The 26,010-nt window shown below is 57.6% G+C and carries 20 protein-coding genes, 1 tRNA gene and 1 other RNA gene; 15 read left to right on the forward strand and 7 right to left on the reverse strand.

Annotated elements, in window-relative coordinates; all coding sequences use genetic code 11:
* Window positions 1–164: 164 nt before the first annotated feature.
* Genes D8M23_RS06985 through D8M23_RS06995 form a run of 3 tightly spaced genes read right to left on the reverse strand, consistent with a single transcriptional unit; the run spans window position 165 to window position 3,235 of the window.
* Window positions 165–806 carry a LutC/YkgG family protein gene (locus tag D8M23_RS06985; protein WP_023133653.1) on the reverse strand — a complete coding sequence of 214 codons (642 nt, stop codon included), beginning with the start codon at window positions 804–806 and terminating at the stop codon, window positions 165–167.
* On the reverse strand, window positions 807–2,432 hold the full coding sequence (locus tag D8M23_RS06990; RefSeq protein ID WP_023133652.1) for a LutB/LldF family L-lactate oxidation iron-sulfur protein: 1,626 nt from the start codon (window positions 2,430–2,432) through the stop codon (window positions 807–809). It abuts the gene before it with no gap.
* A gap of 11 nt (window positions 2,433–2,443) precedes the next feature.
* Window positions 2,444–3,235: a (Fe-S)-binding protein gene (locus D8M23_RS06995; RefSeq protein ID WP_006888621.1), complete on the reverse strand. Its 792-nt coding sequence runs from the start codon at window positions 3,233–3,235 to the stop codon at window positions 2,444–2,446.
* A 706-nt stretch (window positions 3,236–3,941) separates the two neighbouring features.
* Between D8M23_RS06995 and D8M23_RS07000 the strand changes: the two genes are divergently transcribed.
* From D8M23_RS07000 to D8M23_RS07015, 4 genes are all read left to right on the forward strand, one after another.
* A complete protein-coding gene (locus D8M23_RS07000; protein ID WP_023133649.1) occupies window positions 3,942–5,615 on the forward strand; it encodes an L-lactate permease in 1,674 nt (557 codons plus the stop codon).
* Between the two features lie 259 nt (window positions 5,616–5,874).
* Entirely contained in the window at window positions 5,875–6,678 is an 804-nt protein-coding gene (locus D8M23_RS07005) for a FadR/GntR family transcriptional regulator (protein ID WP_126854207.1), read from the forward strand.
* A 109-nt stretch (window positions 6,679–6,787) separates the two neighbouring features.
* Window positions 6,788–7,684: a hypothetical protein gene (locus D8M23_RS07010; protein ID WP_126854208.1), complete on the forward strand. Its 897-nt coding sequence runs from the start codon at window positions 6,788–6,790 to the stop codon at window positions 7,682–7,684.
* Between the two features lie 200 nt (window positions 7,685–7,884).
* On the forward strand, window positions 7,885–8,595 hold the full coding sequence (locus D8M23_RS07015) for a TetR/AcrR family transcriptional regulator (protein WP_126854209.1): 711 nt from the start codon (window positions 7,885–7,887) through the stop codon (window positions 8,593–8,595).
* Between the two features lie 114 nt (window positions 8,596–8,709).
* On the opposite strand, the gene D8M23_RS07020 is transcribed toward D8M23_RS07015, so the two are convergent.
* Complete coding sequence (locus tag D8M23_RS07020; protein ID WP_006888516.1) at window positions 8,710–9,051, reverse strand: type II toxin-antitoxin system VapB family antitoxin; 342 nt, start codon at window positions 9,049–9,051, stop codon at window positions 8,710–8,712.
* A 226-nt stretch (window positions 9,052–9,277) separates the two neighbouring features.
* A tRNA-Ser gene (locus D8M23_RS07025) sits at window positions 9,278–9,362 on the reverse strand.
* A gap of 125 nt (window positions 9,363–9,487) precedes the next feature.
* Here D8M23_RS07025 and ffs point away from each other — a divergent pair.
* The 3 genes from ffs to recR all read left to right on the forward strand — a co-directional run bounded on the left by ffs (window position 9,488) and on the right by recR (window position 13,920).
* An RNA gene (gene ffs, locus D8M23_RS07030) (signal recognition particle sRNA small type) lies at window positions 9,488–9,584 on the forward strand.
* A 149-nt stretch (window positions 9,585–9,733) separates the two neighbouring features.
* Window positions 9,734–12,652: a DNA polymerase III subunit gamma and tau gene (locus D8M23_RS07035; protein WP_126854210.1), complete on the forward strand. Its 2,919-nt coding sequence runs from the start codon at window positions 9,734–9,736 to the stop codon at window positions 12,650–12,652.
* Between the two features lie 191 nt (window positions 12,653–12,843).
* Window positions 12,844–13,920 carry a recombination mediator RecR gene (gene recR / locus D8M23_RS07040; RefSeq protein WP_126854211.1) on the forward strand — a complete coding sequence of 359 codons (1,077 nt, stop codon included), beginning with the start codon at window positions 12,844–12,846 and terminating at the stop codon, window positions 13,918–13,920.
* Window positions 13,921–14,001: 81 nt separating this feature from the next.
* On the opposite strand, the gene D8M23_RS07045 is transcribed toward recR, so the two are convergent.
* A complete protein-coding gene (locus D8M23_RS07045) occupies window positions 14,002–14,346 on the reverse strand; it encodes a hypothetical protein (RefSeq protein WP_126854212.1) in 345 nt (114 codons plus the stop codon).
* 160 nt (window positions 14,347–14,506) lie between these two features.
* Between D8M23_RS07045 and D8M23_RS07050 the strand changes: the two genes are divergently transcribed.
* The 7 genes from D8M23_RS07050 to D8M23_RS07080 all read left to right on the forward strand — a co-directional run bounded on the left by D8M23_RS07050 (window position 14,507) and on the right by D8M23_RS07080 (window position 22,273).
* Window positions 14,507–15,802: an aspartate kinase gene (locus tag D8M23_RS07050; protein ID WP_006888570.1), complete on the forward strand. Its 1,296-nt coding sequence runs from the start codon at window positions 14,507–14,509 to the stop codon at window positions 15,800–15,802.
* Between the two features lie 226 nt (window positions 15,803–16,028).
* Complete coding sequence (locus tag D8M23_RS07055; protein WP_126854213.1) at window positions 16,029–16,958, forward strand: 3-methyladenine DNA glycosylase; 930 nt, start codon at window positions 16,029–16,031, stop codon at window positions 16,956–16,958.
* A gap of 211 nt (window positions 16,959–17,169) precedes the next feature.
* A complete protein-coding gene (purS, locus tag D8M23_RS07060) occupies window positions 17,170–17,421 on the forward strand; it encodes a phosphoribosylformylglycinamidine synthase subunit PurS (protein WP_004006543.1) in 252 nt (83 codons plus the stop codon).
* Between the two features lie 4 nt (window positions 17,422–17,425).
* Window positions 17,426–18,238 carry a phosphoribosylformylglycinamidine synthase subunit PurQ gene (gene purQ, locus D8M23_RS07065; protein WP_126854214.1) on the forward strand — a complete coding sequence of 271 codons (813 nt, stop codon included), beginning with the start codon at window positions 17,426–17,428 and terminating at the stop codon, window positions 18,236–18,238.
* Window positions 18,239–18,267: 29 nt separating this feature from the next.
* Window positions 18,268–20,586, forward strand: coding sequence for a phosphoribosylformylglycinamidine synthase subunit PurL (gene purL / locus D8M23_RS07070; protein WP_126854215.1), 2,319 nt, complete (start codon window positions 18,268–18,270; stop codon window positions 20,584–20,586).
* A gap of 269 nt (window positions 20,587–20,855) precedes the next feature.
* Window positions 20,856–21,065, forward strand: coding sequence for a type II toxin-antitoxin system Y4mF family antitoxin (locus tag D8M23_RS07075; RefSeq protein WP_006888428.1), 210 nt, complete (start codon window positions 20,856–20,858; stop codon window positions 21,063–21,065).
* On the forward strand, window positions 21,065–22,273 hold the full coding sequence (locus D8M23_RS07080) for a type II toxin-antitoxin system HipA family toxin (RefSeq protein WP_126854216.1): 1,209 nt from the start codon (window positions 21,065–21,067) through the stop codon (window positions 22,271–22,273). Before D8M23_RS07075 ends, D8M23_RS07080 begins: the two co-directional genes overlap by 1 nt.
* Before the next feature lie 300 nt (window positions 22,274–22,573).
* Here the strand turns inward: D8M23_RS07080 and D8M23_RS07085 are convergent, their stop codons facing one another.
* A complete protein-coding gene (locus D8M23_RS07085; RefSeq protein ID WP_023133632.1) occupies window positions 22,574–23,227 on the reverse strand; it encodes a biliverdin-producing heme oxygenase in 654 nt (217 codons plus the stop codon).
* Between the two features lie 252 nt (window positions 23,228–23,479).
* Here D8M23_RS07085 and D8M23_RS07090 point away from each other — a divergent pair, with 252 nt between their 5' ends.
* Complete coding sequence (locus tag D8M23_RS07090) at window positions 23,480–25,894, forward strand: HtaA domain-containing protein (protein WP_126854217.1); 2,415 nt, start codon at window positions 23,480–23,482, stop codon at window positions 25,892–25,894.
* The last annotated feature ends 116 nt before the right edge of the window (window positions 25,895–26,010 follow it).

Genomic DNA, 26,010 nt, shown 5'->3' on the forward strand with positions numbered 1-26,010 from the left:
ACTGTTATTTCGAGGTCTCTCCCGCCCACTTTAGGTATCTCTGCACAGCGCAAACACGGTCTGCCGATAACCATTCGCATAGTATAAATATGTGTACGAGTCATCCCCCTGCACCCGAACGGTGCAGGGGGATGATAAGCACTTTATGAGTGTCCCTTACGGGCTTAGTCGAGAATAATCACGTCCAGGGTACGCGGGCCGTGCACGCCCTCCACGCGGATCAGCTCAATATCACTGGTTGCTGAAGGGCCGGAAATCATGGTCACCGGGCGCTCATAGGTGATGCGATCGATCGCCTCAGGCACCAGTTCAACCACGGTAGAGCGGGGCACCACACAAATATGGTGGTCCGGTACCAGCGAGATTGCGCGCCGCCCCTCATCTTGGTTGGAGTTCAAGAAGATCGTTCCGGTCTCAGCGCAGGAAACGGTTGAGGAGGTGACCACCGCATCCACAGCATCCAGCTGGTGCACCGTCAGGGCACCCGGCTCCAGGGTGCTGCCGGAGTCGGTGAAACAGGTGCGGGTGGGGGTGTCTTCCGGCAGCCACTGCCGGTTCAGGCCCACGGGAACCACATAGTGCGAGGTCTCCCCCAGCCGCTCAGCGATCACATCCGCAATATTCGCTTCGGTCGCTTCGAACACGTTCGCTTTGTAATCAATGAGGCGGTCCACGAGCATCTCAATGGTCTGCTCCTGGTTCAGGTGGCTCACCCGGCGGTAGTTACGCTGGGGTTCCGGCGCCACGGGCGCATCCGCGAGGGAAGTACGGATGCGGGCGAGGATGTCTTCTTTAGCTGATGACATTTATGCATTCTCCTTGGGGTCATGCGCTGCCTGAGCGTCCATCGCAGCCTTGGCGTTAGCGGCAGCCTCAGCGGCCTTGCCCTTATTCGCTTCAATGAGGGCTGCAATATCCACGCGCTGGGCGCTGTCGCGGGCGGGTGCGCCTGACTTTTCTTTACGCCACCAGTTGCGGAACGATTCCTTGGGCGGTTCGGGGATGTCGCGGTATTCAGTCCAACCGCCCACAATACCGGGCAGTTTAGAGATCTTGTGCTTCTTGCCGGTAATCAGGCGTGACATGGGCAAACCACGCTCGGCGACTGCCATCATCTTACCCGAGGAGAACAGCTTCTTAGCGCCGTACATCATGGCATCCATCTGGGTGGGTGCGTGTTTCTTCGCGTGCTTTGCCTCAACATCCTTACCGCGCAGGTGCACCAGCACCTCGGGGAAGTTAATCTTCACGGGGCACGCTTCGTAGCAGGCACCGCACAGCGAAGATGCGTACGGCAGCGAGTTATTGTGCGCCGCCTCAATACCGGAAAGCTGGGGCGAAAGAATCGCACCGATCGGGCCGGGGTAGGTGGAGCCGTAGGCGTGACCACCGGCGCGCTCGTACACGGGGCACACGTTCATGCAGGCGGAGCAGCGGATGCAGCGCAGCGCCTGGCGTCCCAGTTCATCGGCCAGCACGGCGGTACGGCCGTTATCGATGAGGATTACGTGCAGGTTCTGCGGGCCGTCACCGGGGGTTACGCCCGTCCACATGGAGGTGTAGGGGTTCATGCGCTCACCGGTGGAGGAACGCGGCAGAAGCTGCAGGAATGCCTCGTAGTCCTGGAAGGTGGGCAGCAGCTTCTCAATACCCATGAACGAGATGAGGGTATCGGGCAGGGTCAGGCACATACGGCCGTTGCCTTCGGATTCTACGATGGTCATGGTGCCGGTATCAGCGATACCGAAGTTCACGCCCGAAACGGCGACCTTAGTCGAGAGGAACTTCTCGCGCAGACGGTTACGCGATGCCTCCGCAAGCTCGGCAGGCTCATCGGTAATATCCGGGTTAATGCCTTCAATCTTCTTGAGGAAGATATCGCGGATTTCGCGGCGGTTACGGTGAATTGCCGGAACCAGAATGTGCGAGGGGCGATCTTCGCCGAGCTGCACAATTTCTTCCGCAAGGTCGGTCTCAATGGCGTTAATGCCGTTCTCTTCCAAGAACTCGTTCAGACCGGTCTCGGCAGTTGCCATGGACTTGATCTTGATGATCTCGTCCACACCCTGTTCGCGAATCAGCTCAAGGGCGATCTGGTTTGCCTCGTGAGCATCGCGCGCCCAGTGCACATGGCCGCCGCGCGCGGTAAAGTTACGTTCGAACTGTTCCAGCATTTGGGGCAGGTTGAAGAGCACATAGTTCTTCACCATTTCGCCGGTGGTGCGCAGCTCCTGCCAGTCGGGCAGCTCACTGGTGACGCGGGCACGCTTATTGCGAATAGCGTGGGTCACGAAACGCAGGTTATTACGCAGCTGGTCATTCTTCAGCTCACGCTTGGCGTATTCGGGGAACGGTTCGTTCTCAAAGATATTGCCTTCGCCGTAGTGCACGACCTTCGGCATACCCAGGGGGATTGCGGTGGAAGTCATCATCAACCTACTTTCTATGCGAAGGCGAGTTCTACGTTGCCGTCAATCTTCAGCGGATTCGCTTTAGTGGAGGCGAGGATTTCGGCAAAGTGAATGGTTTTTACGGGTGAGCCTTTACGGGAGAGAGCGCCGCCAATATTCATCAGGCAGGAGCAGTCGCCGCCGGTGCATACGGATGCGCCGGTCTTCTCAACGTTGGTTGCTTTGTCTTCAACCATCGCACCGGAAACATCGGCGTTCTTGAACGAAAAGGTTCCGCCGAAGCCGCAGCACTGGTCGAGGTCCTCAATTTCGGTGTACTTAATGCCTTCAACGGTGCGCACCAGATCCTGCTGACGGGTTCCCAGGTGCAGCAGGCGCATACCGTGGCATGAGCTGTGGTAGGTCACGTGCTCGGGGAAGTAAGAACCAAGCTGCTCGGCGGCGTTGGTAATGCCCAGAACGTCAATCAGCAGCTGGGACAGTTCAAAGGTGCGGGCTGCAATTTGCTCGGCTTTGACAGCAAGCGCCTCATCACCTTTGCGGCGAGCGATCATGGGCTGCTGGTGCCCCAGAGAAGCCACACAGGAGCCAGACGGCGCCACAGCTACGTCCCAATCCCAGGCGGAGAATGCATCAACATGGTTTTTGACAATGGGGTAGGCGTCGTCGAAGTAGCCGGAGTTCACGTGCATCTGGGAGCAGCAGGTCTGCCCGGGAGGGTATACCACCTCGTGCCCCAGACGTTCAAGGATTTCGACGGTCGCACGTGCCACGCGCGGATACATGCCGTCTACAATGCATGTTGAGAAAAGTGCGATGCGCATGTTTATTGTCCGCTCCTTTCCTGGTTAATTAAATTTTTCTCGCCGCCTCTTTAAGTGGGAAGACGCCTGCTGTTGTAGCGGCGGTTTCGCACCAGCGCGGCAGCATAGCTGCTAGGTGTTAGCGTTCCTTGATATGCCGGGTCACAAAGGCAGGCGGGGCGGAAAAATTTAGGTGTTAAACTTTTCTTTCTTACAGTACATTTAACACTATCGGTCGGGCATTTCTTTAATTTAAATACCGCACATTTTTTTCACCAAATTATTTTTAAGGTTTACCTTATTTTTAGGGTTGCCGCACCCTTCTTAAGGTCATGCCAACCCTACCTCTGAGGGTGGGACTTAAGATTTTCTCCCCCAAACGCACCAGCGGGGCCTAAACCCCTACCGCTTCTTCCTGACTGCCAGCGTCTTGAAACAGGCACTCCCCAGACTAACGAGGGTATTCCCCCCGCCCCTTGCAATCACATTAAGCCGCGTGCCGAATCGTGAAATATTTTCCATATGCTTCTCATAGCGCAGTTTTACCAGCATGTACACCCTGCAACCACCCCACCCTACTTGCCCCACGTGAGCAGCATCATGTACTCTTCAAACTAGCACTTTATTGGTCTGACCACATACCTCTGCGGTCTATGGAACAGCAGCGGGTAACCTTACCGGGTAATGGTCTGACCACACATCTATTCCTGTACCAAAGGAGTTACCAGTGGATAAGTTCACTGCCGTCACCGATGCCGTGGGAGGAAGCCTCGCACTGAGCGCGCTTGTGGCGACCATACCGCTGCTTACGTTCTTCATTATGCTTCTGGTCGTCAAAGCTCGCGCCCATTGGTCGGCCCTTGTCGCGCTAGCAGCATCCATTCTTGTTGCCTCCTTCGGCTTCACGATGCCGTTCGATCTGGCCGGTCTTAGCGCCCTGCGTGGAGCTATCTATGGTTTGGTGATCTGCTGGGTGATTCTGGGGGCTATTTGGTTCTACCAGATCACCGTGCTCTCAGGGCGTTTTGAAGATCTGCGCCGCACCTTTGACCGTCTCGGCGGCGGTGATTTGCGCATCCAGGCAATCCTCATTGCGTTCTGCTTCGGTGGCCTGCTTGAGGCTCTGGCTGGCTTCGGTGCCCCCGTGGCAATTACCGCAACCATGATTCTTGCTCTCGGCGTGAAGCCGCTCAAGGCCGCTATTACCGTGCTGCTGGCTAATACCGCGCCCGTGGCGTTCGGCGCTGTTGCTGTTCCGATTGTGACCGCTGGTGACGTTGGCGGCAAAGATTCGTACGTGATCGCAGCTATTGTTGGTCACCAGGCACCGTTCCTGGCGATGTTCGTCCCCGTCATTCTGCTCTTCATCCTTGACGGTATGAAGGGTGTTAAGGATGCGTGGCTCCCCGCTTTCGTTATCGGTATTTCCTTCGCTATTGCGCAGTGGATTACCGCCGCAACTCCCGCCTACAACCTCACCGACGTGGTGGCATGTATTGTTTCGATGGGTGCCGCGGTGCTCTTCCTGCGCTTCTGGAAGCCGCGCGGTGTTGAGGGCGTACGTGAACGCTACGGCCTGCCTTCACAGTCTGAGGAGAAAGAGGCACTGCCCGCAGTGCGCGTGTGGATGGCTCTGCTGCCCTACCTGATTGTGGTCGCTATCTTCGGCATCGTGAACCTCAATGCCGGTTTGAAGGCATGGCTGAAGACCGTGGCTATTAAAATCAATATCCCCGCGCTCAGCTCCCGTTTGGTCACCAAGGACGGCACACCCGTCAAGGACGCCCCTTACACCTTCACCTGGCTTTCAAACCCCGGTACTCTGCTGATTATCTCAGGCCTGATCGTTGCGGTTGTTTACTTCTTCTTCAACGAGAAGGGGCGGTATGGTTTCAAGTTCCCCGCCGTTTTCGCCGAGTTCGGTTCGGTCATCTACCGTATGCGCTGGACGATTCTGACCATTGCCTCGGTGCTGGCACTGGCATACGTCATGAACTTCTCGGGTCAGACCGTCGCAATGGGTACTTTCTTGGCGGGCTTGGGTACCATCTACGCAGTACTGGCACCGGTGCTGGGCTGGATCGGCACCGCAGTGACCGGCTCGGATACCAGCGCAAACGCGCTCTTCTCCAAGCTACAGGTATCCGCTGCCGAGAACCTGCAGCATGCTGGTGTGAGCGGTGCTACCCCTGAGCTGATGCTTGCAGCAAACACCACCGGTGGTGTGGTCGGCAAGATGATCTCGCCGCAGTCACTGGCTATTGCAGCCACCTCTGTGGATATGGAGGGCAAGGAGTCCGACATCCTCAAGGCCGTGGTTCCCTGGTCGTTTGCGATGCTCGTGGTCGTCTGCCTGCTGGTCTTCCTGCAGACCAATATCCTCTCGTTCCTCGTTCCCTAGCCCTTAGGGTTCCGTAACGAGCGAGCTGGCGGGGCGGGGCACCACAGGGTGCACCGCCCCGCCGCTGCACTACCGGAAGGCAGTGCGGGCATCATAAAAATACTGTAGGCTTGCAGAGCACAACATTGGGCGTGGTTCTGTGACGAACCCACCCAGGCGGCGTACACGCCCTCAGGCACCCACCCACAGGGTTTTGCACCCTGGAGAGTTGCACAAGCTAAAAGTCACTTTCAGATTTCACACGAAATGGGACATACTCATGACGCGCACAACAGGCTCAGGGACGATCATGCAAGAGCGTAGTTACAGCATCCTGCTCGAAAACTTTGAACGCAGGCTGCGTCTGGGGGAGCTGCGTGTGGGCGATAGGCTACCATCTGAACGCACCCTAGCCGAACAGTACGGTATTTCACGCCCATCGGTGCGTGAGGCCCTGCGTATTTTGGGGGCTTTGGGGCTGATTCGTTCCAGCACCGGTTCGGGCCCAAAATCCGGCGCTATCGTTATTTCTGAGCCCTCAGATGCGCTCAGTTGGGCGCTTCGCATGCACATTGCCACCCGCAACCTGCCCGTTAAAGACGTGGTTTCCACGCGTTTACTGCTGGAGGGGCCTGCTGCACGTGCCGCCGCGAACGCCCTGGATTCTGCTGAGCGTGACCTCGCCTTAGAGAACGCCCGCGAGCACCTGGCGGAGATGGATTCGCCAGATATTTCCAATGAGCGGTTCCATTTCTGCGACACACGTTTTCACTACGAGCTATCCCGCTTGAGCGGCAATATTGTGCTCGATACGGTCATTGATTCTTTGCATATGGCCACTATCAGTTACGTGCAGGAGGCGGTTCCGCTGCTGCGTGACTGGGCTACGGTTAAGCAGACTCTGCAAGATCAGCACCGGGGAATCTATGAGGCGATTTCCACTCGTGATGAAGAGGCCGCCTATGAGCGCGTATGTGAGCACATTAAATGGTTCTATTCGCTCTCCGACAGGGCCCGCGAGCAGCAAGAGTGGACGGGTTCTCACCCGGCATCGCAGGTGTTACACACCGATCTTAGGGGGTAAACTCAGAATCCGCGCGAAAGTTCAGCGGTTTGATACGGCCCCTAACGCAGGGCACGAACGTGGAGTACGCTCTGGCCGATGCCTCCAATTCACCCGGTAAAATAGGGGTATGAGCAAGAGGGAACCGCGCAAACACACAAATACCGCGCATATCCCCCGTCTGCCATCCCCTCTAAGTGCCGCTATGCGCGCCGCACGCCGTGCGGGCCGTATGCTTGAGCCAGCTCTGCTTTCTTCCTCCGAGCTGGTGGGATATCTGCCGTTTACCGCGCACGGGCGTACCCTGCACTACAGGGTGGGGAATGCGCACCGTCTGGAAGGCGCAGGTTCCTCTCCCGGTGTGCTTTTCTTCTTTGATGGCGACTATCTGCTGCGCTCCGGCAGCCGCCTGCTGCGGCGCACCTCCACCCTGCGAGAAGAACTATCGGATATCGCGTATCAGCACCGCATGCTTCTGGTGCCCGTGCTGGCACCGGGAACCGTTAATGAGGGTGTGCTGCGTGAGGCAACCACGAACTGGTGGGTGCGTGCCCGCGCAAACGGCCGGGTATTCCGCGCCCTCGCTGCAGATCTGCATGAGAGATACGGGTACGACCGATCCCGCGTGTGGCTTGCCGGTTACTCCGGTGGCGCAGAGTTCATTGCCTACGAGCTGCTATTACACGCCGCCGACGCAATGATAGGAGGAGGCGCCACCCTCATTGGCGGCGGCGGTGCGGACGGCATCCCAACCCAGCACCGTGCCCCCAATATATCCCTCAGCCACCTATTATTGAGCTGGCATGTGGGCGATAAGGACGGCCGCTCCCCCAGGCTTCTGAACGACACGCGATCCGGTGGGATGTGGTCGGCACAGGTTGCAGCGCAAGAAGGCGGCCAGTTCTATGCGAGGCTTGGTGCACGCACGGCCCTGCACGTTATGCCGGGGCAAGGGCACCGAAACTACCCCATCACCCAGTTGGTGCGCAATGACCTGGCGATGGCTACCCGCCTGGGGTACCTGTAGCCCCTCATAGTTTGTCCGCAAACCCGCTGCTGATTTCATTGTGCGACTCACCCGCATGGTGTGCCGCGAGCTTTACAGAACACAGATGATGAACGTAATACTCCCGTTACTTACCCTAAAGTTGCTGGTTTTTTAAACTTTTTAGGTTAAAAACCTTCACCCATTCGCTATTTACTGACGCATTGCGGTAAAGTGTCACTATGCCTCGTATTTCTGCAGCCACTAACGCCGCCCAGCGTGAGAACACCAAACGTGCCATCCTCGAATCTTTTGGCAAGCTCCTGTACTCGCGCGGCCTGCCGGGCCTCACCATGACCGATGTCGCCAAAAATGCTGGCATTGGCCGCACCGCAGTCTATAACTATTTTGCCGACATGGGTGAACTGCTTGTAGCCTACGCCCTAGACGAGACCGAAAGGTTCATTAAAGAACTTGATGAAGGACTCGAAGGCGTTGACAACCCCATCGACCAGCTTGCCGTCTATATTCGGCTGCAGATTGAAGACCTCGCACGCCGCCACCTGCCCCCCGGGCCGGCCATGCGTTCCATGCTTTCCCCCGAATCCTACGCGAAACTCGGCAAGCACGTGCGGGAGCTGCAGATGGTACTGGCAAATATCCTCTCAGCGGCCATCGCCGAACACTACATCCCCGAAAACGACATCAGGGAACTAGCGATGCTCGTACACGGTTCGCTCTCCTCCAGTGCAGGGCGCACCGAAGACGCCCCCGACGAAGACACCCGTGAACGGCAGATCCAAAGCACCATCCGCTTCATCCAGATGGGCTTGGGTGCACGATTCGACACAGACGGCCAGCCCATCAAGCTAGACGGTGCACCCCAGGCACCCGCCAACGCTCACTCTGACGACGAGTCAAACAGCGAGTCGATGCACCTGAGTATTGCCTAGCCGAACCGTGAGCTGTAAACCCCTCGCAGGTTTCCGGCCTACTGACAGCAGATAGCAAAGAACCCCCGCCGCAAGGTCTCGGGGGTTCTTTGAGTCTATAGGGAAGCTAGTCGCCTAGCCGTTCTGCGCATTAGCGCCCTGCGGCAGCAGCCTGGGGTCAAGCGTATCCAAGTCAAGGATACGCGCGTACATAACAGACCGGCTGTGCAACGCGGTGCGCAAAGCACGATGCAGGCCATCCTCCAAGTAGAGTTCCTGCTGCCATTTAACCACGTGCGGGAACAAGTCACCGAAATAGGTGGAGTCCTCCGCCAGCAGAGTCTCAAGATCAAGTGTTTTCTGAGTAGTGGTCAGCCAATCCAATCTCACCTGCTGCGGCGGAATACTCCCCCAGTCGGCATTCGACATACCGTGCTGGGGGTAAGGCCGGTGGGCACCCACTTTCTTGAAAATCATACCCACTATTTTACGGGGAAATACTGTGTGTTCGCTGTGCGTTACGCCAATGGCACGGAACAGCAGTCCGTTTTCGTTCTCCCACAAATTACCCCACAACAAGCATGGCAGCCCGCGCCGGCCCACAACAAAGACTCACAAGGAAAAAGCGGGCCCCTGCAGCTGCCGCGCCCAAGCACCAGAAAGAAAAATCCCCGGCCTCAAAAAATCGAGACCGGGGGAAGAGCGGAGGATGGGGGATTTGAACCCCCGAGGGCGTGAACCCAACACGCGTTCCAGGCGTGCGCCATAGGCCGCTAGGCGAATCCTCCAGCTGAACACCTTACAAAAAGGCGAACGGATAATAGAATACACTACCCACAATGAAAACCTCAACTCCTCCGCACCAGCCCCACACACCCAAATTCACAAGCACCGCAAAATCAGGTAGACTGGTACGTGCCTCTTACGTGGCGTTATCTTGGAAAACTCCCCCAGGACCGGAAGGTAGCAAGGGTATTCGAGCTATGACGGGTGCGTAAGAGGTTTTTTATGCCCAAAACATTTGCAGCAGAAACACACCGTTATAGCGCGCCCACGCTTCGCGGTTTCAGTCCCACGCCGGTAACGAAACCAAGCCCCATGCGTGCATCCGTGAACTAAAATAGTGTAGAACCCCGCGTCGTCAACCAGAAGGTCACCCGTGAGCACAGCACTCTACCGCCGTTACCGCCCCGAGACCTTCGCCGAAGTCATCGGGCAAGAACACGTCACCGAGCCGCTCATTACCGCGCTCACCAACAACCGCGTCAATCACGCCTACCTCTTCTCAGGCCCGCGCGGATGCGGCAAAACCACCTCCGCACGCATCCTGGCACGCTGCCTCAACTGTGCCCAAGGACCAACCCCCACCCCCTGCGGTGTATGCGACTCCTGCCGCGAACTCTCCCGCGACGGCGGCGGCTCCCTCGACGTCATCGAAATGGATGCGGCCTCCCACGGCGGCGTAGACCACGCCCGCGACCTGCGTGAACGTGCAACCCTCGCGCCCGTGCGCGACCGCTACAAAATCTTCATCATTGACGAAGCGCACATGGTCACCCGCGAAGGGTTCAACGCCCTGCTCAAAATCGTGGAAGAACCGCCCGAGCACATCAAATTCATCTTTGCCACCACAGAGCCAAATAAGGTTCTCGGAACCATCCGCTCACGTACCCACCATTACCCGTTCCGGCTGGTACCGCCCGAAGTTCTTCTGCCCTACCTCGAAAAACTCTGCGGCGAAGAGAACGTGCCCGTCGAATCCGGCGTGCTTCAACTCGTCATCCGTGCTGGCGGCGGCTCCGTGCGCGACTCGCTCTCCATTCTTGACCAGCTTATCGCCGGTGCCAACACCGAATCCGGCATTAGCTACGACCGCGCGGTCGCCCTGCTCGGGTACACGCACGCCCAGCTTCTCGACAACGTGATTGATGCGTTTTCCGCCCAGGATGCGCCTTCCCTCTTCGAGGCGGTCTCGCGGGTGGTGGCGACCGGGCAAGACCCCCGCCGTTTCGTCGAAGACCTGCTCGAACGCCTGCGTGATTTGATTGTGGTGCAGGCGGTACCGCAGAATGCCGCGCAGATTCTGCAAGGCGTTCCCGCCGACCAGATAGAACGCCTCAAAACGCAGGCGCAAGCCTTCGCCACGGCTCAGCTAACCGGCGCGGCGAGCACCGTAAACGAAGTGCTTAACTCTATGACCGGTACCACCAACCCGCAGCTGCAGCTTGAACTGCTATGTGCGCGGCTGCTGGTTCCTGCAGAAGATACCACCAGCCTCATAGCACGTCTTGAATCCCTGGAACAGCGCATAGCAGCAGGCGGTACCGGCAGCTCCCCCGCCGCACAGCGGGGCGCTGCTCCCTCACCCAACCGGACTATGGCCCCCGTGCAGAACAACACAGGACGCACCGCAGGTTCCACCGAACAGCAAGCAAACAGCCCATCTGGCACGAGCCCTCAGCCCGCCGTGCCGCAGGCACCGGTTCACACCGGCCCGGTCTTTAGCAGCCCCACCCCGAGCGATGAACAGCCCCAGCCCAGCACATCACATGATGGTGCAGGCACGGCGGGTAGCGCCCCATCCCACGGGCAGCATCAGCAACAGACTACACATAACCCACAACCCCCACATCCTACGCAGGCGCAGGGTGATCAAGGAACCGCCCACCGTACCACGGGTGCCCCCCAGCAGCGTCAGACCGCCCGTAACGGTGAGGGTGCATCCGACCCGTTACTATCGGTCCGCGGCAACTGGCGTGTGATCGTGGGGCGTGTGAGTGACCGCTCCGTAACCGAACAGCTGCTGCGCCTCGAACCGGTGCGCTACACCAATGGGGAGCTGTATGTGCGCGCCGATATGCCCACTCTGCGTGCCGTCAAAGCTTCGGTCGCTGAGCTCAGTGAGCGCGTGAGCGAATTCCTTCGCGTGAAAGTACGGGTGCGGGCTGAGGTCGCCAAGAAAACGCCGCGTGACGATGTAAAACCGGCTGGCAACCAAACGGGGAACAGTCCTGCTGCGCCCAGCAGCCAAGGCGCTGTGCCGTCTGAGACGCCCACAAGTACTGATACCTCTGCGATTGCTGACGGCCCGCGCGGGGGTGAAGATGCCTGGCGCCGCCACGGCCAGCCCGTGCAGCCGCAGGGCATCGGACAAGACCAGCCGGCGGCAACCAGCGTAGACGACCCTCTATCGGCATGGCAGGTGGCGCCCATCCCGCAGGAGGATCCGGCGAGCCCCACCCCCGAGCCTGAGAACCCTAAAGAGCCCGGTGCGGCAGAGGGACACCCCAAGAATACGGGCAATACCGCGCCAAACCGGGCAGCACATACGCAGGCTCCTACCACCGCAGCCTCCACGAGTACGCGGGGCGAAGAGGCACAAGCCCCCGCTAGGGGAACTGCTCCCCAGCAGGCTGCACAAGGGGCCTCTCAGAGCTTCGCCGAGTCAGCTTACGCTGATTCCCCGGCGGAATACCCTGTGCCCAACGATCACGATGTTCCCCCCGAAGACCCTTACTTTCCGCCAGCCCCCGACCCTGACGTGCATGGTGCAGGCGCTCACAGCGCAGGCGATGCCGCAGCACCCCCGCTCTCAGACCCCTCTGAAGAGCAGGGGCCGCAGGAACCGGCTGAGACCCCGCCCGAGGATACCGAGCAAGAGCCGCAGCAGCCGTTCGGGGAGCGTGATTCTTTCGCCTCCTCCACCCCTGCTGGTGTGCATACTGAGAAAGCTGATGAACCTCAGGAAAACAGGGCAGAAGAACAAGAAAAAGAAGAAGTATTCGGTTCTTTTTCCGCCCCCGAGCCCGGGCAGGATTGGGCTCCTGTAGGTGCCGAGACCCTCCCCGGCGGGGCGGCCTCCGAGCCTTCAGAGGATGAAACCACCAACGGGCAGCCCAGCGAGCCTGAGCATTCGACGGCCCCGGCATCTAAAAGTGTATTTGCGGCCGCCTTTGAGGAGGAAGAAAACTTTGAAACCTCAGCGGATGATGAGCAGGTAGAGTCCAGCGTTCATGTGGGCCTCAAAGCGGTTGAAAAAATCTTGGGCGGCAAGCTAATCGACGAAACGCCGCTATAGATGCACCCAGCGTGCCAAAGCCCGCAAACTGACCAGATGAAAGCGGTGCCCGCTCCCGCACGATAGGGAAAGCTTGCGGCGAAGAATGACGGTTAAGCGGGCACCAGCAGCAGCACATCCCCTATGCTGTACGGGTACAGGTTTACAGGGCACGTTTTTGCCCCTGCCACGCGCGTCATAAGAGGAGAAGCATGTACGAGGGCGCAGTCCAAAACCTCATCGATGAACTGGGTCGCCTGCCGGGGGTGGGCCCCAAATCGGCGCAGCGCATCGCCTTCTATATTCTCAACTCTGACGCCTCAGACATGGCGCGCCTGACCACGGCGATTTCAACAGTCAAATCGAGCGTGAGCTTTTGCGAAACATGCGGCAACGTTTCGGAGACGAAGCAGTGCGTTATCTGCCGCGATGATCGGCGTGACCCAGCCGTGATTTGCGTGGTTGAGGAGTCCAAGGATGTGGTGGCAATTGAGCGCACCCGTTCCTTCACCGGGCGCTACCATGTGCTGGGCGGGGCTATTAACCCGCTGGCGGGGCTTGGCCCCGAGCAGCTGCGTATTCGCGAGCTGGTCTCGCGCCTGGCGGATGAGCGTGTTCAAGAGATTATTCTGGCGATGGACCCCAACCTTGAGGGTGAAGCGACCGCAACCTACCTTTCACGGATGCTGGTTCCGCTGGGTATTCGCCTCTCACGGCTGGCTTCCGGTCTGCCCGTTGGCGGCGACCTGGAATATGCGGACGAGATTACGCTCGGGCGTGCGCTTGAGGGGCGCCGCGTAATCAGTGAGGGCGCGGGTATCGCCCAAGCGAATGCTGCTGAAGATTTTGAGCAGGTGGTTGACGAAGAGCAGGCGGAGCGTGAACGTGCGGCTGCTGAGCCGAAGGCGCCGCGCAAACGCTGGAGCGGGAGCATGTTCGACGACCTTGACGATACTCAGGACGGGGCGGGCCCCTCAAACCCTGAAGATACTGATGAACAGCAGGGAGAAAACAATAATTCTCTGTCGGCTGCCCCTCCATCGCACGGCGAGCAGGCCACCGTTAATGAGGCTCTCATAGAGCAGGTGCTGCGAGACTCCGCCGAGAATCATGCCCCCAAACCAGAGGGTGACACCTCCGAAATTCCTGTCGAAACAACACGTGCCGACGCATACCGCTCAGCGGACTATGAGGAACGTATCCGCAAAATCCAGGAGGAGCCACTGCGCACCCCCACCCCTCAGGTGCCGCCTCTGCCGGGCACTAAATATGTTAACCCGTGGGAGTAGCCTGCTCTCAGCCCCATAAGCTGCAGTGAAGACACCCCGTGAAAGTAAGAGTCTCTATGAATGAGCAGCGCACGCAGGTGTTTATGCCGAGGCTTTCTCCCCCGTAACCGCGCGGATCCGCCGGACCCCGGTCACAGCACAGATCAGGAACATCGCCACCACGAGAAGCTGCCCGGCCCCCAGGTGGCTGCTCAGCTCAGCAGACTTATTCTTAACGCCCTCAGCTGTGACAATGGCGACCATCATGTGCGCGTACATCACCCCGTGCACCGCCTGCCCCACCAGCAGACCCCAAATATTGGGCATTACTACCCACGCGCAGAACATGGCGAGCGCAGCCACCACATACACAATCACCACCAGTGGTGGGGCGTACGGTGCGTTCACTGCTGCGGTATAAACTTTTTTAAAGGTGATGGAAGGCACAGGAGTGTTTATGGACCCCCAGCCTGTAACACTGCGTCATATTTCATGTTCTAATACACATACCCACATAATTCACACGGCGTCCCGCACGCGTCTACTATGGATTAGGAGCCGGGACCACCCCGGCGTTTACACTGCATACCTCACCCGGGGAGTTTTAATGAGCCTGATCGTCCAGAAGTTTGGCGGTTCCTCCGTTGCTGACGCCGAAAGCATTAAGCGTGTGGCGCGCCGCGTGGCGAACACCCGCAAGGCAGGGCACGATGTGGTTGTGGTCGTATCCGCAATGGGCGACACCACCGATGAGCTGCTTGACCTCGCCGCAGAAGTAACCAGCGCAGTCACCCCCTCACGCGAGCTTGATATGCTCCTGACCGCCGGGGAACGCATCTCAATGGCGGCGCTGGCGATGGCAATCAACGATATTGGTGTTCAGGCGAAATCGTTCACAGGCTCACAGGCTGGCATGATCACCGACGGCGTGCACGGTGCGGCGCGGCTGGTTGAGGTGAAGCCGGACCGCATCCGCGAGTCGCTTGAGGCCGGGAACATTGCGATTGTCGCAGGGTTCCAGGGCATGAACCGTCAAAGCAGGGATATTACCACTTTAGGCCGCGGCGGTTCGGATACGACCGCTGTCGCCTTGGCGGCCGCACTAAACGCCGATGTGTGCGAAATTTACTCGGATGTGGACGGCGTGTTCACCGCCGACCCGCGTATTGTCCCTACAGCGCATAAACTAAACACCGTCACTAGCGAAGAAATGCTGGAGATGGCTGCTAACGGGGCGAAGATTCTGCACCTGCGCAGTGTGGAGTATGCGCGACGGTTTAACCTGAAACTGCATGTACGTTCGTCGTTCTCTGAACTTGAAGGAACTATTGTTATCCCGGAGAACTCGGCGGAGCTCACCCCCACCCACTTGAAGGAGATCCCCTTGGAACAGCCCTTGATTTCTGGTGTCGCCCACGACCGCGGGCAGGCCAAGATTACCGTTGTTGGCGTACCGGATGTGCCCGGTTCGGCGGCGCGCGTGTTTGGCCTGATTAACGAGGCGAAGATCAATATCGACATGATTGTGCAGAACGTTTCTACGGACCGCCCGAACGTGACCGATATTTCGTTCACCTTGGACCAGGCGCACGGGCCGCTGGCCCTGCAGGCGCTTGAGAAGGCGCAGGCAGAGATTGGTTTTGAAGAGGTCATCTATAACGAGGCCGTTGGCAAGCTTTCACTCGTGGGTGCGGGCATGAAAACCAACCCGGGTGTTTCGTTCACGTTCTTCGAGGCGCTCAGCAACGCGGGTGTGAACGTCGAGATGATCTCCACCTCCGAGATCCGTATTTCGGTGATTACTGAGCTGTCGAAGCTTGATGATGCGGTGCGTGCCGTGCACACCGCCTTCGCGCTAGACACCGAAGGAGAAGCCACCGTCTACGGCGGGACCGGGCGCTAACCTGGGTTCTACCGATCTATAGAGATGCTAAGAAAAACTTCAAGTTTTTCTTAGCATCTCTATTTTTATCCTGCTCCGAGGTTCTCTCAGGCATCCGAAGACTCTCAGTCGAAATTCCTCTGGATGCAGTACACCCCCATACACGACACTTGGTAAGCGTTGCCTTTTATAGCCAGTAATTTTGTATTGTCTGTAGCGTATTTAGCGGATAGTTTAATCTAGAAGGATGGCTGAGGTATTGAAGGTTCTTAATGGCCCGCAGTGGCGTACTTATGCGAGGGAGCATGAGCGCCGGGCGGGTCGTTTTGCTGACCCGTTTGTGCGTCGGCGCGAGCAGGGGCAGGCGCATCCGGTTGAGGATTTTCTGTTTACGTACTACACGCTCAAGCCCGGTCAGTTCAAACGCTGGCACCCTGGGGCTGGTGTCATTCTGCTGGATGCCGCCGAACGTGTCAGCTGGAAATTCTACCGTGCGGCAACCGAAGACGAGCTCGTCTTAGCCGGGCTCTCCCCCGACGATGCACACACCCATGCCGAACGCGGTGACGCGGTTCTCGTGGACGTACCCCAATTTGTGGACAAACGCGGTACCGCCCTCACGTTCACCCGCGAAATCTTGGGCAACACAGCCGATAAGAAGGCATTCTTCGGGTGCTTTGGTATGCACGAATGGGCGATGGCGTATAAATCAGTTCAGAACAATATTCGTCACGACTACCTGGATTTGCGTTTGGGTGCTGAAGGCACCGACCGGGTGGTTGAGTCGCACCGCATCCGCTGCTCGCATTTCGACGCGTTCCGGTTTTTCATGCCTCAGGCGGCACCCATGAACGAGCTGCAGCCCACCCGTGAAACACAGCGCACCATGGAGCAGCCCGCCTGCCTGCACGCCAATATGGATATTTATAAGTGGGCATACAAGCTGATCCCGCTCATAGATTCAGCGCTCGTGATGGACTGTTTTGAGCTTGCCTGGGATGCGCGCGAACTCGATATGCGCGCCGCACCGTACGACCTTCTCGATTGGGGCTATGAGCCTATTAAGGTAGAGACCCCTGAGGGTAAAGCCGAGTATGTGCAGTATCAACGCGAGCTGTCGGAACGTTCAGTGGCGCTGCGGCGACGTCTGCTGACCACCATAAACACATTCTTGTAATTACACGTTTACATCTAGCTGCATCCCGGCACCGTGTGTTGGCGGTGCCTGCCAGGCATTGTTGTGAAAGCAGTTTTGCCGGTGTTCTCGTGCCGTACCAGCCCGTGAAATAGAGTTATGTCTGCGTGCTTTTTCACGGCGGCACTTCAAGGCTTGCGGTACCATTAAAGACGGCTCAACCAAAACTCACGCACCCAAGGAGTGCCCACACATGGCCCGTATTGTTGTTGATGTTATGCTCAAGCCCGAAATTCTTGACCCGCAGGGTAAAGCTATCGCTCACGAGCTGCCCCGTATCGGTCTAAATTCCTTCACTGACGTTCGCCAAGGCAAACGTTTTGAGCTGACCGTCGAAGGCGAAGCTACCGAAGAGCATCTTGCGCAGGCACGCCAAGCGGCAGAAGAGCTGCTCTCAAATCCCGTCATCGAAGACGTTGTGAACGTCTCGGTTCTGGAGGACTAAGAGCATGGCAGAATCACTCGCAGCACACGAAGTTCCCCTTGTTGGCGACTTCAGCGTCTCGGCACCCAACCCCGAATTTGCTGATGCGCGCATCGGCGTTATTACTTTCCCCGGCACCCTCGATGACCGTGATGCGGCGCGTGCAGTACGGTTAGCGGGCGGAACCGTCGTCGAACTTTGGCATGACGACGAAGATCTCAAAAACGTTGATGCCGTCATCATTCCCGGCGGTTTCTCCTACGGCGACTATCTGCGTGCGGGCGCTATCGCGGCGAAAGCACCCGTCATGCATTCGGTCATCGCAGCAGCAAATGCAGCGGGAACATCGGGCTCTGCTCCTCTGCCGGTGCTGGGCATCTGCAATGGTTTTCAGATTCTCACTGAGTCGCATCTGCTCCCCGGATCCATGATTAAGAACGATCACCGCAAGTTCATTTGCCGTGACCAAACCCTGCGCATCGAAAATAACGCTACCTCGTGGACCGGCTCTTACGAACCTGGGCAAGAGATTGTTGTTCCGCTTAAAAACCAGGACGGTCAATACGTGGCGGACGCCAAAACTTTAGAGGCGCTCGAAGCCGAGAATCGCGTGGTGTTCCGATACGTGGGTTTCAACCCGAACGGTTCACGCCACGATATTGCCGGTATCAGCAACGAACGCGGAAACGTCGTCGGTCTGATGCCCCACCCAGAACACGCGGTTGAGCCCGGTTTTGGTCCCTCATCCTCCGGATTCGGTGATGTTTCACTACGAGGCGGTGCCGACGGCTTGGGCGTCTTCACCTCCGTTCTTTCCAACCTGATTAACGCCCGCTAGACGCACGACGACAAGGATAGACACAAGCGATGAGCGAGAAGCAGTTTAACCTCGATACCGTCGAGCACGCGGCGGAAACCCCCGATACTGAACTCCCCTGGGCAGAGCTGGGGTTAAAGGAAAACGAGTTCGAAGACATCAAGAAGATTCTGGGCCGCCGCCCGACCGCGGCCGAGCTGGCCATGTACTCAGTCATGTGGTCCGAGCATTGCTCCTACAAATCCTCGAAAGTGCACCTGAAGCAATTCGGCGCCAAGGTTACCGATGAGATGAAAAAAGACCTGATGGTCGGCATCGGAGAGAATGCTGGCGTAACCGATATCGGCGACGGGTGGGCGGTAACCTTCAAGATCGAGTCACACAACCACCCCTCCTATGTTGAGCCTTATCAGGGTGCGGCAACCGGAGTGGGCGGTATTGTGCGTGACATTATTTCGATGGGTGCACGCCCGATCGCGGTTATGGATCCGCTGCGTTTCGGCGCTATCGACCACCCGGATACCGCCCGCGTGGTCGGCGGTGTGGTTGCGGGCATCGGCGGCTACGGTAACTCTCTAGGTCTGCCCAATATTGGCGGCGAAACCGAATTTGACGCCTGCTACCAGGCAAATCCCCTCGTCAATGCCCTGGCGGTCGGTATTATGCGCCACGAAGATATTCGCCTGGCAAACGCATCCGGTGTGGGCAATCAGGTAGTGCTCTTCGGGGCACGCACCGGCGGCGACGGTATTGGCGGCGCATCCGTACTAGCTTCAGAGTCCTTTGACGATACCAAGCCCTCCAAGCGACCCGCAGTGCAGGTAGGCGACCCCTTCGCCGAGAAGGTCCTGATCGAATGCTGCCTGGAACTCTTCAAGGGTTCCGTGGTCGAGGGTATTCAGGATCTCGGTGCTGCCGGTATCTCCTGTGCAACCAGCGAGCTCGCCTCCAACGGCGAGGGCGGCATGCACGTAGACCTTACCAAAGTACTCTTGCGAGACCCCACCTTAACCCCCGGCGAAATTCTGATGTCGGAATCGCAGGAACGCATGATGGCGGTCGTTTCGCCCGAGAACGTCGAGCGTTTTGAGGCGATTATGAAGAAATGGGGCGTGGAGTACTCCTTCTTGGGAGAGGTGACCGATACCGGCCGTCTGATCATTGAATGGGACGGCCAGGTGATCGTCGATGTAGACCCGCGTACTGTGGCGCACGACGGCCCCACCTATGAGCGCCCCTATGCGCGCCCGGCTGGTCAGGATGCACTCCAGGCAGACCATTTCACCGGCTCCGCTGCCGACGATGCACGCCCACGCGGCGAACAGCTGGGCGAGGCTATCAAGGCGTTCATGGCGTCCCCGAATATGTGCTCCAAATCCTGGATCACCAATCAATACGACCGCTACGTGCAGGGCAACACAGCCCTCTCTATGCCGGACGATTCAGGTGTGGTGCGTGTGGACGAGAACACCAATTTGGGGGTCGCGCTGGCGACTGACGCATCACCACGTTTTACCTACCTTGACCCGTATGAGGGCGCACGCGCATCCCTGGCGGAGGCCTACCGTAATGTGGCAACCGTGGGTGCCCGCCCGGTCGCGGTTTCGGACTGCTTGAACTTCGGTTCCCCCGAAGATCCGGACGTCATGTGGCAGTTTGCCGAAGCCGTGCGCGGTCTTGCCGACGGCTGCATGGAGCTGGGTGTTCCGGTCACCGGCGGCAATGTTTCGCTGTACAACCAGACCGGCGGTAAGGCCATTAATCCGACCCCCGTGGTCGCGATGATGGGCGTAATGGACGACGTTACCCGGCGCACCCCCTCGGGTTGGGCCCCGGAACACGACGGTCAGGCCATCTACCTGCTGGGTACCACGCGTGACGAGCTGGACGGCTCAGAATGGGCGCGTTTCAAGGGCCACCTGGGTGGTCTGCCCCCGAAGGTTGATCTGGCGGTTGAACGTCAGCTTGGCGATATGCTCGTGAATATGTCGCGTGACGGCATGATCGATGCGGCGCACGACGTTGCCGCCGGTGGCCTTGCCGCAGCACTCGCGGAAGCCTGCCTGCGTTTCAACACCGGGGCGCGCATCGGGCTGGGCGAAGTTGCCGAACGCGACGGGCTCGATTTGTTCACCCTGCTGTTCTCGGAGTCCTTAGGTCGCGTGGTGGTTTCCGTCCCGCGCTCTGAGGAGGTACGTTTCAAGGATATGTGCACCGCCCGGCAGTTCCCGTTCGCGCGCATCGGCGTGGTGGATGCGCTCTCGAACGCGCTGGACTTCCAAAACGAGGTTTCCATTAACCTTGATGAGCTGCGTGCCGCTCACGAAGGCACCATGGCAGCTCACTTTGGTGAGGTGGCGCAGGGCTAGAGCACCTGCAACATGCCCCTTGGGGCTCAAAGCGGCGGGCTGCACCGTTGCATTGAGCCTCAAGGGGCTTCTTTACTTTCCCCAACACCCCTGCAAAAACGGCAGAATATTGCCGAAAACCTGCTTTATCTTCCCTATCAGTCACTCCATACCTTGAAATCGGCAATATTTTACCGATTTACCCAAAAAATCCAGCTTTTCATTCGCTATACTAATAAATCGGCAGTATTTCACCGGTTTGTTTGACCGGGGTTAGATAAGGAGCGGTAGTGGCACGAGAACTCACTGGAACACTTGCCCAAGTGGTGAGGGCGCACCGGCGTGAGCTCAAACTTACTCAAGAGTATTTGGCACTTCTTGCGGGAGTCTCAGAGCGTACTATCCGAGACCTCGAAAAGGGTCGCGAATCCGTTGCCTTCAGTAAAGTAATCACCGTACTTGATACCCTCGGTATCGATCTCATCTTGAGGGAGCGCTAATGCCTGAAATCCTCGCAGATGTTTACAAGAAAGGGATTCTCGCCGGGCACTTTTCTCGAACCGACGATGGAGCCACAGCTTACACCTATGCGAGTACGTACCTGGAAACTAGCAGCAAGCCCCTATCCCCCACCCTGCCGCTCTCCACAGACTCGTACCGCAGGGAAGGTGGGGCACTACCACCATTTTTTACCGGGCTTTTACCCGAAGGACGTCGTCTAACAGGCCTTCGGAAACACCTCAAAACTTCAGCAGATGATGAACTTGGGATGCTCATTGCTGTCGGGGAGGACACCGTGGGAGATGTACAGATAGTTTCTCCCAACACCCAGCCTGCTCAGCTAGTTATTCCTGATGCAGGCGAACTCATTCAAAGTGAGGACTTTCAGACCATAACATTTTCAGAGCTAATAAACCGGCATAGTATGATTGACCCTGCGGCCATACCGGGAGTTCAAGACAAGGTCTCTGGAAAGATGCTTACTCTTCCACTACGTAGCAGTGAGGATTTCTACCTTCTTAAAATTTCTCCTCCAGAATACCCTCAAGTAGTTGAAAATGAGTCTTTCTTCCTAAAAGCAGCGAGCCGCATTCACGCTTTTCCTCAAGTCGTCTCTCACCGTCTTGTACATGATGCAACGGGCCGCTCAGGAATTCTAATACGCCGTTTTGACCGTTATATTGATGAGCATGGTATAGCGCATCGTCTTGCAGCCGAAGATGCATGTCAACTCAGTAATCGTTACCCCTCCGACAAATACCTTTTAACCGCAGAACAATGTTCTGAAGCCCTACTGACCCAGGTGTTTTCACCCCGCATTGCAGCTCCCGAGGTTTTCCGCCAGTTTGTCTATGCGTGGCTTACCGGAAACGGCGATCTGCATGCCAAAAACCTGTCAATTGTGGAGAATCGTAAAGGGCAGTATGAGCTATCCCCCATCTACGATATCCCTTCAACCGCCCCGTACGGGGACAAAAGCATGGCGCTTCTTCTCAGCGGGAAAAAAGATGGTTTATCGCGGCGTAGGTTTCTGACATTTGCACATAACATAGGTGTGTCGTCCAGGGTTGCCGAGCATGTGCTTGAAGAAGTTCTTACAGGCACCGAACACCTAGCCGAACAAGCACGTGAAGAGTTGCCATTCGATTCACACCGCATGAAGGAGCTTCTCAAAGTTTTGAAGAACCGGCGCAGGTCCCTGCTATAATCGCGCTGACTTTATACACCACGACACCCTATCTTTTGGACGGTTCTCAAGCCTTCAATGTGCAGCATGTCTTTATGTCATATTTCGGCGGGGAACCGTAATTCTGACGTGTTTTTAATAACCTATCTGTTGGTGGGCTAGGCAATAGTGTGGAGCAGAAGATGGAGCACTGCAGGTATGAAATACGCCGGTGGTGCGCCCGCGAACTAGCGCACTACCGGCGGTGCCGCACGAGCCCGAACTGCCCCGTGAAGGGCGGGTATTTTATGGACTCAGCGGAGGCTGTTTTATTAGCTGCCGCTAGGACAGGCGGCCCAGCTGCGCAAAGAGTGATGCATTAATGCGGAAGCCTTCGACGGTTTCGTCAATAAGGGCCTGCCGCTGCTCTTCGGTCAGGGGCGCGTTATCGAGCAGTTCCCGGTAACCATCTTTGAAAATTTTGGGCTTGGGCAGTTCAGTGAACCGGTACATGCTCAGCGCCTCGGCGGGAATGCCGTAGTGGCGCGCCACCAGTGCAGCGATTGCCTGACCACCCGACAGGTCCCCCAAGTAGCGCAGGTAGTGGTGCGCTAGGAAGCGTTCAGGAACGTTGGCGGTGGCGTTAATTCGTTCCACATATTCGATAGTTGCCGGCAGCGGCGCGTCAATATCCTGCTGCCCTAGTGCACGGATGTCGTTGCGGATGCTCGCGGCGCGGTCGAGCCCTTCAATGGTGAAGGGGTCGGTGATGGGGTTGCCTGCCTCACGCAGGTTTGCGGAGATCGCTTCCAGAGCCTCGTAAATGTAGGTGTACTGGTTGATCAGGCGCAGGTAGGCGGCGGTATCGAGTTTACCTCCCATGAGGTCTTCCATGAAGGTGGAGTGCTCGGCATTGTCGTGCACATTTTTGGTGCCCGCTTTGAGGCGGGCAGAGAAACGTTCGTTAGTTGTTTCAGGTGCGCAGGTAGTAGTCATAGCGGGTTCCTTAGTTGAGTTTGAGGGTTTGCGGCGCCAAATTTTTTACTGACACCGTGTCATCAAGTTTCGCTAATGACATATTGTCACTAAAACTTGGTTTTGGCAATACCCCTACCAAAATTTCTGCTAAGGTAACCCTTAGAGAGCTCGCATGCCGCCTTAGACACCTATTACGTTACACAAATCTTCTCTAATAGGTCTAGACTGGAAGCGAACATCACATCACCCTTTCGAAAAGAGAGTAGTCACATGTCTGTCTCACTCAGCGCCAAGCGCTCCTGGGCGTTCTTAGCCAGTGCCGCCGTCGGCCTTGGCAGTATCGTCTCCACACCCGTCGCATTCGCAGATACCACAACCACATCCGTAGCCTCTCAAACGCAGGTGCACAACACCGCAGATTCTTTCACTCAAGCAGAAACAACATGGGGGCTCAGAGATTCCTTCCGCGACTACTTACTGAGAGGAGTCGCCCAAGGCACCCAAAAGCTAGCCAGAGTCGGCACTAACCCCAAGGGTGAATACACTTTCGGCGAGTTTGACGCCTCCAAGAGCAGAGTCACCGACGACGGCTATGAGATCGTCTACACCGGAAGCAAAATCCACTACACCGGGCACCACGGCGTGCTGGAAACCATCATCACCGACTTCAGTATCATTATCAGCAAAGACGGCAAGGGTGAGGTGCGCGCCAATGTTCAGTCCCGCCCCTACGAAGGCACAACACCGCAGCCGCTGAAGTCATACCAGAATATTAAACTGGGCACTTTCGACGCTTCAGACCTCAAACACGACGGCAATAACATTTCTCTTGCCGCCAGCGACAAAACCAAAGTAATCCTCGCCGAAGAGGCTACCCCTGTTTTTGCTGGCTTCTATGATGCAGGGCAGAAACTAGACGCTATCTCGTTCAGTGGGCGTATCGCTCGGGGGTCCACAGAGACTCCCGCCCAGCCATCACCCAGCGAGAAGCCCACCACACCGGCACCGGCTCCTAAGACAAACACCGTTCAGCCGGAAGCGCCAAAAACCGACCAGCAACCGACTGCCGATGCTCCCAAGGCCGAAGAGAAACCCGCAGCCCCAGCACCCGCAGCCCCGGCCCTGCCCAATAACAGCACGAACACCGCCAAAGGGCATGTGGTTGAGTCCGGCTCCATGCAGTGGGGTATCCGTGATTCCTTCCTGCGTTACCTGTCAACCCTCGCACGCGGCAGCATCCAGGTCAGCGGTATGGAGAAAACCAATGCTGGCGGGCTGAACTGGACCAAGGCGTCCGGGGCCTTCGATCCGGCCACCCAAACCGGCCAGATCTCGTTCGCTGGCGAAGTGCATATCACCGGGCACCACGGGCAGCTCGACAGCACATTCAGCAACACCCGTCTTGTCGCTGTCAACGGCAAGGGCTATTTGGTGGTGGATGCCGAGGCACTAAACCTCAAAGGCGAACACAATACGTTCAAAGACCTCATAATGGCCGAGGTGGATCTGAGCGGCGCCTCCTACGAGAACAACGTTTTTAAGCTCTCGAACGCGGCTGTAACCGTGACTGTTGCCGGTTCGAATGCTCTCTTTGCGGGCCAGTACAGCGACGCTGATAAGCGCGCCATGGCACCGTTGAACCTGTCGGTGAAGCTTGGGGAGCAGCTGACGGATCTTAACGTAAGTCAGCCTGACATCGCCAAAGCTAATCAGGGCGGCGGCAACACCCCGCAGCTACCCGGCGCTGGTGATAATAGCGACAGCACAGCCAGTGGCGGTTCGGGGATATCTTCCTCCGACTCCTCCTCAAGTAGTGGCGACGCTTCTTCCAGTAGTAACCTAAGCAGCGGCGGCTCAGGCTCGGGCACAACCATCTCCACCAACCCGGCCCAGCCGGTATGCGTGCCCGTTACCCGAACCCGTAAGGTTGCGGTCACCCCAACGACCGCAGCAAAAGACGTGGCGTCCGCCTCAGACGGTAAGGTCGTCACGGCTGAACTGGGCTGGGGTGTGAAAGATTCGTTCCGTTCCTATGTGCGCGGCGGTATCGCCAACGGTAACTGGGATTTGAGCGGAACCACTTTTGCTCATAATACGTTCAACTGGTCAAGCGGCTCCGGAACAGTGAAAGACGGTAAGGGCTCAGTATCGTTTACTGGTTCAATCCATTTCACCGGCCACCACGGCGTACTCGACAGCACAATTGCCAACCCGCGCCTTGACATTAACGGCTCCAAGGGCGTCCTGTACGCGACCCTGACCAGCAACAATATGGAAGGCAAATCCAACAGCTACGGGGAAGTTGCCTTACTGGATGTTGACCTGAGCGGTTTGCAGACCTCTAACGGGTCGGTCTCCGTCAAGGGTGCATCAACCAAACTGACGGAGGCGGGGGCTAAATCATTCGCCGGTTTCTACTCCGCCGGGCAGGACATGTCCCCGCTGAGCTTCAACGCTTCGCTCTCAAAGAGCGGCGAGTCGAGCACACCCGCTGCAGCACAGCCGGCCGAGAAGACCATCACCGAAACCGTGTATGAGGGTGAAGGGTGCGATAAGAAGCCTCTGGCTCATACGGGTGCTAGCGGCGTGCAGAGCAGTGTTGCCGGTGGCTTCTCAGCGTTGCTCACCGGGGTGGGTGCACTGTTCTATGTGCGTCGTTCACGTGCTCAGGCATCCGATAACTAGGGCGTAGCGTGCACTGCTTGGGGTGCGGTGAAGGTGAAGAAGCCCGCCGCACCCCTCAACTTATTTCGCATCATTATTCACACTATTCGCAATATTTTTGAGAGTGAACTCGTATG

The sequence above is a fragment of the Rothia sp. HSID18067 genome (genome assembly GCF_003989445.1).
Lineage (GTDB): Bacteria > Actinomycetota > Actinomycetes > Actinomycetales > Micrococcaceae > Rothia > Rothia aeria.

Excerpts from the sequence above, each read along its gene's own strand:
- D8M23_RS07005 (WP_126854207.1), top strand. The coding sequence starts at position 5,875 with ATGACGCGCACAACAGGCTCAGGGACGATCATGCAAGAGCGTAGTTAC.
- D8M23_RS07020 (WP_006888516.1), bottom strand. The coding sequence starts at position 9,051 with ATGATTTTCAAGAAAGTGGGTGCCCACCGGCCTTACCCCCAGCACGGT.
- D8M23_RS07090 (WP_126854217.1), top strand. The coding sequence starts at position 23,480 with ATGTCTGTCTCACTCAGCGCCAAGCGCTCCTGGGCGTTCTTAGCCAGT.
- recR (WP_126854211.1), top strand. The coding sequence starts at position 12,844 with ATGTACGAGGGCGCAGTCCAAAACCTCATCGATGAACTGGGTCGCCTG.
- purL (WP_126854215.1), top strand. The coding sequence starts at position 18,268 with ATGAGCGAGAAGCAGTTTAACCTCGATACCGTCGAGCACGCGGCGGAA.
- D8M23_RS06995 (WP_006888621.1), bottom strand. The coding sequence starts at position 3,235 with ATGCGCATCGCACTTTTCTCAACATGCATTGTAGACGGCATGTATCCG.
- D8M23_RS07085 (WP_023133632.1), bottom strand. The coding sequence starts at position 23,227 with ATGACTACTACCTGCGCACCTGAAACAACTAACGAACGTTTCTCTGCC.
- D8M23_RS06985 (WP_023133653.1), bottom strand. The coding sequence starts at position 806 with ATGTCATCAGCTAAAGAAGACATCCTCGCCCGCATCCGTACTTCCCTC.
- D8M23_RS07010 (WP_126854208.1), top strand. The coding sequence starts at position 6,788 with ATGAGCAAGAGGGAACCGCGCAAACACACAAATACCGCGCATATCCCC.
- D8M23_RS07080 (WP_126854216.1), top strand. The coding sequence starts at position 21,065 with ATGCCTGAAATCCTCGCAGATGTTTACAAGAAAGGGATTCTCGCCGGG.
- D8M23_RS07015 (WP_126854209.1), top strand. The coding sequence starts at position 7,885 with ATGCCTCGTATTTCTGCAGCCACTAACGCCGCCCAGCGTGAGAACACC.
- purS (WP_004006543.1), top strand. The coding sequence starts at position 17,170 with ATGGCCCGTATTGTTGTTGATGTTATGCTCAAGCCCGAAATTCTTGAC.
- D8M23_RS07050 (WP_006888570.1), top strand. The coding sequence starts at position 14,507 with ATGAGCCTGATCGTCCAGAAGTTTGGCGGTTCCTCCGTTGCTGACGCC.
- D8M23_RS07055 (WP_126854213.1), top strand. The coding sequence starts at position 16,029 with ATGGCTGAGGTATTGAAGGTTCTTAATGGCCCGCAGTGGCGTACTTAT.
- D8M23_RS06990 (WP_023133652.1), bottom strand. The coding sequence starts at position 2,432 with ATGATGACTTCCACCGCAATCCCCCTGGGTATGCCGAAGGTCGTGCAC.
- purQ (WP_126854214.1), top strand. The coding sequence starts at position 17,426 with ATGGCAGAATCACTCGCAGCACACGAAGTTCCCCTTGTTGGCGACTTC.